Origin of the sequence: Mesorhizobium loti, assembly GCF_003148495.1 — a bacterium.
Lineage (GTDB): Bacteria > Pseudomonadota > Alphaproteobacteria > Rhizobiales > Rhizobiaceae > Mesorhizobium > Mesorhizobium loti.
The window spans coordinates 997,829-1,007,649 of the sequence record NZ_QGGH01000002.1 but is presented as its reverse complement, the minus strand read 5'-3'; the positions used below and the strand labels follow the sequence as shown (position 1 = coordinate 1,007,649).

The following is a 9,821-nucleotide window of genomic DNA, read 5'->3' as shown; positions in this document are numbered from 1 at the left end:
CTCTTCCTTCAGCCCGTCATAGAGATCGTCGTGCATCTGCTGCACCAACTCGTCGTCGGAAAGTTCGGAAAGGATGATCTCGTCGTCGGACATTTTGCTGCCTGCGCGAATTGCTGCCAGTGTTTCACGGGCCGCCGGCACCTTTTGTGATGGGCGCCGGCAGCGTTTTCTTGCAAGTCTCGGGAATTATATCAGGCGTCGAGCCAGACGCTCTGGAAGTCCATCTCGTAGGTCTGGTGCATTCCGTAGTTCTTTACCTTCTTGTTCATGTGGCAGTAGAGCTTCTGCCAGAAGGGCTGGATGATGACGCCGGAATCCTGGAGGATCTGCTCGACGTCCTTCATCACCTCCTTGCGCTTGGCGGGATCGGCCAGCGAAAGCGCCTGCTTGAGCTTGGCGTCGAAATCCGGGTTGGCATAGGCCGTTTCGTTCCAGGCCTCGCCCGAGCGATAGCCGAGTGCCAGCACCTGGACGCCCAGCGGCCGCATGTACCAGATGGTCATCGAGTACGGATACTTCGTCCAGTCGTTCCAGAAGGTCGAGCCCGGCAGCACCGTACGCTTCACCTTGATGCCGGCATCGCGCAATTGGCCGGCGATCGCATCGCCGGTGTTCTTCTGCCATTCGTCCTCGACAGTGATGAGTTCATGCTCGAAGTCGGCCTGACCGGCATCCGCCATCAGCTTCTTGGCGGCGGCAGCATCGCGCGTCTTCTTGGGCAGCGGATAGTATTCAGGATGGATCGGGGCGACGTGGTGGTTCTCGCCGACCGTTCCGAGCCCGGCGTAGCCGAGTTGCATGACGGCATTGTTGTCAACGGCCATCTGCAGCGCATTGCGCACCCGCTGGTCGTCATAGGGCTTGTGGGTGATGTTGGTGCGGGCAACCAGCGTCGTCGCCGTCGCCACCTCCGATTTCACCAGATCCATCTTATCCAAGGCGTCGATGAAGTCGGCCGGCGTTTCGAAATCGAGGTCGATCTCGCCAGAATCGAAGGCATTCAGCGTGGCGTTGAAGTCGGTGCCGTAGTCGATGAACTCGACACCGTCGAGCGGCGTTTCGCCACCCCACCACTTGCCGTTCTCGCGACGCTTGACGACCGCCTTCGTACCCACTGCATAGGACACCAGTTCGAAAGGCCCGGTACCGATTGGCTTCTTGATCGGGTCGGCGCCATCCTTGTCGAAGTCGCGATGCACGACCAGAGCCGGATAGTCAGTGAAGCCCGGTATGATCGCGATGTCGGGTTCGGACAGCTTCAGCTTGACCGTCTGGTCGTCGACTTTGGTGATGGCGCCATCCTTGGCCTTGCCGGTCTTTGTGTCGATCAGCGCGCCGACGCGTGCCGCCATGGAGTTGCCGGAAGCACCCTTCTCGCACCAGCGGTTCAGATTGGAGACCACGTCATCGGCGTTGAAAGCATCGCCATTGTTCCAGGTGACGCCTTTGCGCAGATGCAGTGTGTATTCGGTGGCGTCGTCATTGACGTCCCAGCTTTCGAGCAGGACCGGCTCGAAAGTGAACTGGTGCGTGTAGCGGACCAGCGGCTCAAGCCAGGTCCGGGTGACGTTTGCCATTTCCGTCCAGTCATAAGTGCGCGGATCCTTCTGTGCCTTGACCGACATTGCGACACGCAGCGTTCCGCCCTTTTTCGGTTCATCGGCCAGGGCTTTTGTTGGCGCAGCGAGGCCAATCATGCCATAGGCGAAAGCCGTCGAGGCGCCGAAGGCGCTTGCCAGCGCCAGGAATTCGCGCCGGTCCATCCGGCCCGCGCGCGTCTCTTTCGCCATTGTCTCGATGGCACTTGGAACGCGGTCGCCATTGCTTCTGAAGAGCGTCATGTTTTCCTCCCTTGGTGGTTCCGTCAGGTCTTCGCCTGTCTTATCAACTAACGCTGTCCGGCAGTTTTTCCTCACGCCGCGCGATCAAATCCTTGAGACCCTCGGCGATGCCCTCGTCGAGCTTCGGCTCCTCATAATCGGCCAGCATGTTGCGCGCTTTCTCGCGACCGCGCGTGTCGTGGTCCTTTGCGCCTTCGGCCTTCCACTGCTCGTACGAATTGAAGTCCATGATGCTGGGCATGAAGAAGGCGGACTCGAAATGTTCGAGCGTGTGCTGGGTACCGAGAAAATGGCCCTGCGGGCCTACCTCGCGGATCGCCGCCATCGCTTCCTTGAAATCGTCGAACGGCAGCCCGCCGGCATATTTGTACCAGCCGATGAGCTGTTCGCAGTCCGTCGCGAATTTCGAATAGCCGCAGGTCAGGCCGGCCTCGAGCCATCCGGCGGAGTGCCAGATGTAGTTTGCGCCAGAGAGTATGGCGGCATGCATCAGCATGTTAGACTCGTAGCCGGCCTGGGCGTCGTTGAGCTTCGACCCGACATGGAAGCCGGACGTGCGCCATGGCAGCCGGTATTTCCGCGCCAGCGCTCCCATGAGATACATCATCTGCGCGGCCTCCGGCGTGCCGCCCATGGGGGCGCCGGTCTTCATGTCCACAGTGACCATGAACTGTCCGTAGATCTGCGGCGAACCCGGGCGCAGCAGTTGCGTGAAGGCGACACCGGCCAGCGCTTCCGCATTGACCTGCGCGACCGCGCCGACTGCGGAAGCCGACGTCGAGGCGCCGCACAACGCGAAGGGCGCCAGGATCAGCGGCTGGTTGCTCCGCGCATACACCTTCATCGCATCCAGCATGGTGGCGTCCCACACCAGCGGCGAGTTGCAGTTGGTGATCGACACCAGGACCGGGTTGTCGCGGACGAACTCCTCGCCGAACACGATGCCTGCCATCGCCATCGTGTCTTCCGCTCGCTCCTTCGAGGTGACGATGCCCATGAACGGCTTATCGGAATACTTCAGCGCCGAATGGATGATATGGAGGTGACGCTTCGGGACCGCGATTTCCATTGGCTCGCAGATGACCGAGCTCGACGAGTGCAGCGCCGGCGCCATATAGGCGAGCTTGTGGAAATTGTTGAGGTCGGCGAGCGAGCCGTAGCGCCGGTTATTGTCAAGGTCGCGCACGTAGGGTGCGCCATACATCGGCACGAAGATAGAGTTCTTGCCGCCGACGCGGACGGTACGATCGGGGTTGCGGGCATTGAGGGTGAATTCCGGCGGGACCTTCGAGACCAACTCCATCAAGAGCGCACGGTCGATGCGAACGCGCGTCTCGGAGACATCGGCTCCTGCGGCCTTCCACAGGGCGATCGCCTCGTCGTCGCGGAACTCGCAGCCCACCTCTTCGAGGATCAAGAGCGATTCCTGGTGGATCAACTCCACCGCCTCGTCAGGGACCATCTGATAGGCGGGAATCTGGCGCACCAGCGTCGGGAACGAGACTATGGGCGCGCCCCGTATCGCCTTGCGCCCCAGGCGGCCGCCGCTTCTGCGATTTGCGTGTTCGGTCACTGCAACGGCCGGTGCATTCATGGCAACTCATCCTCCAACTGCCCATCAACTTAGCGAGACGAAATGTAGCTGTGACGCTGGAAAATCCTGATCTCTTGTATAAACTCTCCTTATGCGAAGCCTACGCCATCTCCTGCCCTCCGCCGGCAGCCTGATCGTCTTCGAGGCGGCCGGCCGGCTGTCGAGCTTCACCGCCGCCGGGCGCGAGCTCGGCATGACGCAAGCGGCTGTGTCCTACGCCGTGCGCGGGCTGGAAGAACAGCTCGGAGCCCAGCTATTCCAGCGCCGCCACCGCCAAGTCGTCCTCACCGAGGCCGGCGAGCGCTTCCACGCCGATGTCTCGCTCGGGCTGTCGCATATCCGCAAGTCGGCGGAAGATCTGCGCCTGCAGGCGAGTGGCGGTCATGTGACGCTGGCCGCCTCGACCGCCTTCGGCTCGTTCTGGATGATGCCGCGCCTGCAGCAATTCCGCGACGAACTGCCGGGCGTTGATCTGCGCATCCAGACCGCCGACCGCGATCTCGACATCATCGCCGAAGGCATCCCGCTCGGCGTGCGCGGCGGCGTGCCGCGCGACTGGCCAGATTATCATTCGCTGTCGCTTGCCGACGAGGAGATCTTCCCGGTGGCGGGCCCCAGTTATCTGGCGAAGTTTGGGTTGCCGGAGACCGTCGCTGAACTTGCCATGCACCGGCTCATCCATCTCGAGGAGCCCTACCGCGAGGCGCCGAACTGGGACGAATGGTTCGCGGCAGCCGGAACCAGCCTCCGTAATGCCGAGCGCGGGTTGCGCATCAATGACTATGCCTTGGTGATTCAGGCGGTCATGGAGGGACAAGGCATCTCGCTCGGCTGGCGGCATCTCGTCGAGCGCCTCGTGGCATCAGGACTGTTGGTGCCGGTGACGGATCATGTGCTGAGGACCGGCATCGGATTCTACGTCATCTGGCCAAAGAACCGCGAGCTCAGCGACAATGCGCGGAAGGTGAGGGATTGGCTGGTGGCGCAAGCGTAATCCATGCCGCGAACTGATCCACCGCTTTCGCGACTATGCCTCTCCCGCAAGCCCCGAATCCGCCTATAGTGCCGCCATGCCCATTCGCCAGCTTTCAGAAACGATGATCAATCAGATCGCCGCCGGCGAAGTCATCGAGCGTCCGGCAAGCGTGGTCAAGGAACTGGTCGAGAATGCGCTCGACGCCGGCGCTTCGCGCGTCGAGATCGTCACCGCCGGCGGCGGACTGAGCCTGATCCGTGTCACCGATGACGGCTCCGGCATCCCTGAATCGGAACTGGCGCTGGCGATTGCGCGTCACTGCACCTCCAAGCTCACCGAGGATATCAACGATATCCGCTCGCTCGGCTTCCGCGGCGAAGCGCTGCCGTCGATCGGCTCGGTGTCGCGGCTGTCGATCCGTTCGCGTACGGCCGCCGGCGACAGTGCCGCCGAAATCGGCATCGAGGGCGGCCGCGTCTTGCCCGTCAGGCCGGCAGCGGCCAATCGCGGCACCACGGTGGAGGTGCGCGACCTGTTCTTCGCCACGCCGGCCCGACTGAAATTCATGAAGGGCGAGCGCGCCGAGAGTTCGGCGACCAGTGACGTGATCAAGCGCATCGCCATCGCCTTCCCCGCCGTGCGCTTCACGCTGGCCGGCTCGGACCGCTCGACGCTGGAATTGCCGGCCACGGACGACAGCGCGGCAGGCAGCCTGCGTCGCGTCGCCCAGGTGATGGGTGCCGATTTTCCCGACAATTCGATTGCCATCGAGGCGATGCGCGAAGGCGTGCATCTGACCGGTCACGTGTCGATCCCATCCTTCACCCGTGCCAACGCGCTGCAGCAATATGCCTACGTCAACGGTAGGCCGGTGCGCGACAAGCTGATTGCGGGCGCCATTCGCGGTGCTTATGCCGACGTTTTGCCGCGCGACCGCCATGCGGTGACGGTGCTGTTCCTGTCGCTCGATCCGGCCATCGTCGACGTCAATGTCCATCCGGCCAAGGCCGATGTCCGCTTCCGCGATCCCGGCCTCGTGCGCGGGCTGATCGTCGGCGCCATCCGCCAGGCGCTGGCCGATTCCGGCATCCGCGCCGCCACCACGGGTGCGGCCGGCATGATGGCGGCCTTCCGGCCCGGTGCTGCATCTTACGGCCACGGCGGCCCGGCAAACGGTCACCGCAGCTACGACGCGGCCTATCGCGCGTCAGGTCCGTCCGGCTTCGATCCGGCCCGGTCGCCGCAGCGGCCGTTCGACATGGGTTTCGAGGGCGCGGGCTTCGACCATCGTGGTTTGCGTGAGAACGAGCAGGCGGCGTTCGATGCCGGCCCGCTTGCCAGCGCCGATGTGCGTGCCGGGCAGGATGAGGCGGCCGAGACGCTGCTTGGCGCGGTGCTGGGCGCTGCGCGCGCCCAGGTGCATGAGAACTACATCGTCGCGCAGACCAAGGATTCGCTCGTCATCGTCGACCAGCATGCGGCGCATGAGCGCCTGGTCTACGAAGCGCTGAAGAATGCGCTGCATTCGCGCCCCGTGCCCTCGCAGATGCTGCTTCTGCCTGAGATCATCGACCTGCCGGAAGAGGATGCAGAACGGCTTGCGCTGCATTCGGAAACACTGGCCCGCTTCGGCCTCGGCATCGAGCGCTTCGGCCCGGGCGCCGTCGCAGTGCGGGAGACGCCATCGATGCTCGGCGAAACGAATGTCCAGCAACTGGTGCGTGACCTCGCCGACGAGATCGCCGACAACGACACGGTCGACACGCTGAAGGAACGGCTGGACAAGATCGCCGCGACCATGGCCTGCCACGGCTCGGTGCGTTCCGGCCGCCTGCTCAAGGCCGAAGAGATGAATGCATTGTTGCGGCAGATGGAGGCGACGCCCGGCTCCGGCACCTGCAACCACGGCCGCCCGACCTATATCGAGCTCAAGCTGGCGGATATCGAAAGGCTGTTCGGACGGCGCTAGGCGTGTCCTGGTTGTCCAACCGCCCACTGCAAGGCTGGGTACGCTGCGTCATTTCCTTTGCTGATACTTCCCAGTCGCACGGTTGAAGACGTAGTCCGTGGTGTGGCCGGCGCCACCGCCGCGAAAATTCACGGAAATGATGTCCTTGCCACGCTCCACCCCTTTCTCGACGTTCATATAGATGGACGTCATCAGCATGCCCGCATCGCAATCATCTTCATCGAAGGGGATTTTCTGCACGACCTTGCCGCTGTTCTTTTTGATGACCAGCATTTTCGTCATGCAAATGCCAGAGCTGGTATTCACGTAAACGCCGGAAAATCTGGCGGCGGCGGTCTCAGCCCAGAACGGAATCTCAACGGTCCCGTCGATCTTTGCCTCGCCCGTATCGTCCAGGCTGGCGACTTTCCTGAGGACAACCGGATATGCGTCCGCGCCCTTGCTCCAGGTCCCTGTTGCGCCGCTTTTGCCGACGTTGAGAGAAAACGGGCATCCGGTGATGTCGACGGGCGTTTTCTTCCCTATGGCCAGCACCCGCTCGAATTCCTTGTCGTCCGCAATCTCGCAAAGGGAGACGCTGGTGCCACTGATCTTGCCGTACACCGCTATCGGGATTTGCTTGGCGTCGTAGAAATAGTTCCCCTCGACCGTAATCCCGCTGCCGAAACTGTCATACCTCTGCAACGACAGATGGACTGGTTTGGCCCCGATCGACCCTTCGTAATTTTCGACCTGATACCAACCCGCGAAGGCTTCCGCGGTCAGCAGCAAAACGCAAAAGAGTGTCGATATGAAGAGTTTTCCCATTCCGTCCCCCAGCGAATGCAGCTCACCATAGCTGTCCTTGCCCTGGGTGTCTGTATGCGGGCGAAGGCGGTTCTCGCTTTGAGTCCGCAAACAGCTCCAGCCTTTTGTTTTACCTCTTCAAATTCACCACTATGACGCCGCCCAGCGCCAGCGCGCCGCCGAGGATGCCTAGCAGTGTCGGCACTTCGCCCAGCCAGAAGAAGCCGATCAGGGCAGACATGGGCGAAACAAGGTAGAGGAAGTTCGAGGCACGTGCCGCAGGCAGGCGCGACAGCGCGGTCGCCCAGGCGGCATAGGCGATCAGGCTGGGCACGATGCCGAGAAAGATCACAGCGCCGAGGCCGGCGGTGTTGGCAACCGCTGCCTGCGCAAAGCCGCTCGGCAGGAAGGGCGACAGGCAGAGCGCACCGAGCACCATGTTCGAAGCCGAAATGGTCAATGGATGGTGGCGGGCAAACAGCGGCTTCTGGACGATGGTGTTGACGGCCGAGCACAAGGCCGAGCCAAGCACCAGGAGAGCGCCGGCATTGAAATGCAGGCCATGCCCGTCGGCCATGGCGATGACGCCAATGCCGGCGAAGGAAATCACCGTGCCGGCCCAGGCCATGCCCGAGAAGCGTTCGCCGAGCAGCGCCATTGCCATGATGGCGGTGAAGATCGGGCTGACATTAATGATGAAGCCGGCGGCACCGGCCGAGACGGTCAATTCGCCGAAATTGAGCATTACGGTGTAGAGCGCGACGAAGATGGCCCCGCCAAAGACCAGGCGCCACACTTCGTCCAGCCTGGGCAGCGCCGGGCGCTTGACGGCGAGGAAGATCGCCGCCGGCACGGCGGCAATGGCAAAGCGCAGCGCACCCAGTTCCAGCGGTCCGAAGGCCGCGAGACCGGCGCGGATCGCCGGAAAAGCAGAGGCCCAGCCAACCACAGTCAGCGCCACCGCGATGGCCGCCGTGGTGTCCATCCGCTGTGTCGAATTCAACGTGCCCGTCATCGTGCTCATCTAACCACCCTCGTGTTCTTCGGTCCTGAAAGGCAGAAAACGCCTTTTCGAACCGATTGACAAACGACCAAATCAAGGATCACCTGTGACTATGGATCACAGCTCAGACACAATGGTGCCGCTTGAAACGCTGCGCGCCTTCGACGCGGCGGCGCGGACAGGCAGCTTTTCGGCGGCCGCCGAAAAGCTCAACATCACCCACGGCGCCGTCAGCCGGCAGATCGCCAAGCTTGAAGACTGGCTGGGATTGAAAGTGTTCGATCGCGGCGCGCGCGGCGTTTCGCTGACGATCGAAGGCAACCGGCTGCATTTGCGTACAGCGGAAGCTTTCGCGCTGATTTCCAGCCATTCCGACCGTTGGGTCGAGCCGCGCGGCACCGCCGTGGTGCGGCTGACCTCGATCCCCTCGGTCAGCGGGCTGTGGCTGATGCCGCGCATGGCGGCGCTGGAGAACAATCCCACCAAGCTGCGCATCGTACTCGATGTCGACATCCGCCAGGCCGACCTTGCTGATGAGGGTATCGATCTCTCCATCCGCTGCGGTCGCGGCGGCATTCCAGGCCGCATTTCGGTGCAGCTTTTCGAGGAACATGTCTTCCCCGTCGCGTCACCCGAGCTTGCCCGCGAGATCGGGCGCGGCGACCCTGCCCGGCTACTCAAATTTCCGCTGATCAACGATTCCGACGCGTCAGCCTGGCGCGCATGGTTTGCCGCGCAAGGCATGGACTACCGCCCGCGCCCGCAGGACCGCCGCTTCGAGGACTACAATCTGGTGCTCGACGCCGCCGCCTATGGGCTCGGCATCGCGCTGGCACGTCCGCCTCTGACCGGGCATCAATTGAAATCGGGCCGCATCACTCCCGTCGACGAACGCACCGCGCTCAATCCGGTGTCCTACTGGCTCGACCGGCCGATAGGACGGCCGCGTGCCGCCGCGGCGGAATTGGCGCGCCGCATCGCGGAGCAGGCCGGGCTGGCGCCGGAAAAGATGGAAGCCTTCATCGAGGCCGAGGGTTAGCGAAGCAACAACAGAACAAACCCAAGGATCACGGTTCCCAGCAACCCGGCCATTGTCGAAACGAAGCCGATCTTCACCAGCAGGTGCTCCGGGTTCGGCGCCGCACCATGGGATTGATTGGCCGGCCTGTGCCGGCCCGCCGGTGTATCCAAGGCGGCAGCGCTGCGCGGGACTGGAGCCTGCGGCGGGATAAGCGACAGCAATGACAACCCCGCAACCCGGGAGGGGGCATTGTCATTGGCCGTTGCCGAAGGCGGCAAGACGGCTCGTTGCGTTTCGGGTTCAGGCGTTGCCTTTCTTGCCACGACCGTTGCCAACGCCGCTTCTTCCCCCGTCTCGAGCTGGGCAAGATAGGCCTCGACGATGCCAGCCGAGGCGATCTGCTGCGATTTGATGACCATCGGCGCCGCCGGCAAAGCCAACAATGCCGGTGCTGCTTGTTGCGCAAGCATGGACGGCGCAGGCGGTTGGACCAGAGCCTTGACCAGTGCCGCCATGACTGGATCGGCCTTTGCCAACGGCACGGCTTGCGGCGTCATCGCTTCCCTGGACAAGGCGGCAAGGCGAGTGGAGGAAATGTCCATAGTGCCCCGACTTCAGCATTTTTCTCCCC

Annotated in this window: 8 protein-coding genes and 1 pseudogene; 3 read left to right on the top strand and 6 right to left on the bottom strand. The window is 62.9% G+C overall.

Going from position 1 to position 9,821, the window contains the following annotated elements:
* The 3 genes and pseudogenes from C8D77_RS38325 to C8D77_RS13370 form a co-directional block, all read right to left on the bottom strand.
* Positions 1 to 93, bottom strand: a pseudogene (locus C8D77_RS38325) (cobalamin-binding protein); the annotation flags it as partial.
* 98 nt (positions 94 to 191) lie between these two features.
* Positions 192 to 1,841: an ABC transporter substrate-binding protein gene (locus C8D77_RS13375; protein WP_109663188.1), complete on the bottom strand. Its 1,650-nt coding sequence runs from the start codon at positions 1,839 to 1,841 to the stop codon at positions 192 to 194.
* 43 nt (positions 1,842 to 1,884) lie between these two features.
* Entirely contained in the window at positions 1,885 to 3,435 is a 1,551-nt protein-coding gene (locus C8D77_RS13370) for a trimethylamine methyltransferase family protein (RefSeq protein WP_109663186.1), read from the bottom strand.
* Positions 3,436 to 3,526: 91 nt separating this feature from the next.
* Between C8D77_RS13370 and C8D77_RS13365 the strand changes: the two genes are divergently transcribed.
* Both C8D77_RS13365 and mutL read left to right on the top strand, forming a co-directional pair.
* Positions 3,527 to 4,429 carry a LysR substrate-binding domain-containing protein gene (locus tag C8D77_RS13365; protein ID WP_109663184.1) on the top strand — a complete coding sequence of 301 codons (903 nt, stop codon included), beginning with the start codon at positions 3,527 to 3,529 and terminating at the stop codon, positions 4,427 to 4,429.
* Positions 4,430 to 4,505: 76 nt separating this feature from the next.
* Positions 4,506 to 6,380 carry a DNA mismatch repair endonuclease MutL gene (gene mutL / locus C8D77_RS13360; RefSeq protein WP_109663182.1) on the top strand — a complete coding sequence of 625 codons (1,875 nt, stop codon included), beginning with the start codon at positions 4,506 to 4,508 and terminating at the stop codon, positions 6,378 to 6,380.
* A gap of 48 nt (positions 6,381 to 6,428) precedes the next feature.
* On the opposite strand, the gene C8D77_RS13355 is transcribed toward mutL, so the two are convergent.
* A complete protein-coding gene (locus C8D77_RS13355; RefSeq protein ID WP_109663179.1) occupies positions 6,429 to 7,187 on the bottom strand; it encodes a hypothetical protein in 759 nt (252 codons plus the stop codon).
* A gap of 109 nt (positions 7,188 to 7,296) precedes the next feature.
* The gene (locus tag C8D77_RS13350) at positions 7,297 to 8,190 is read right to left on the bottom strand and encodes a DMT family transporter (protein ID WP_109663177.1); all 894 of its coding nucleotides are present in this window, start codon (positions 8,188 to 8,190) and stop codon (positions 7,297 to 7,299) included.
* 91 nt (positions 8,191 to 8,281) lie between these two features.
* Between C8D77_RS13350 and C8D77_RS13345 the strand changes: the two genes are divergently transcribed.
* Complete coding sequence (locus tag C8D77_RS13345; RefSeq protein ID WP_109663175.1) at positions 8,282 to 9,208, top strand: LysR family transcriptional regulator; 927 nt, start codon at positions 8,282 to 8,284, stop codon at positions 9,206 to 9,208.
* Here C8D77_RS13345 and C8D77_RS13340 read toward each other — a convergent pair.
* Positions 9,205 to 9,705, bottom strand: a complete 501-nt coding sequence (locus tag C8D77_RS13340) for a hypothetical protein (protein WP_245951762.1) — start codon at positions 9,703 to 9,705, stop codon at positions 9,205 to 9,207. The two genes, C8D77_RS13345 and C8D77_RS13340, sit on opposite strands and share 4 nt — an antisense overlap.
* Positions 9,706 to 9,821: the final 116 nt, after the last annotated feature.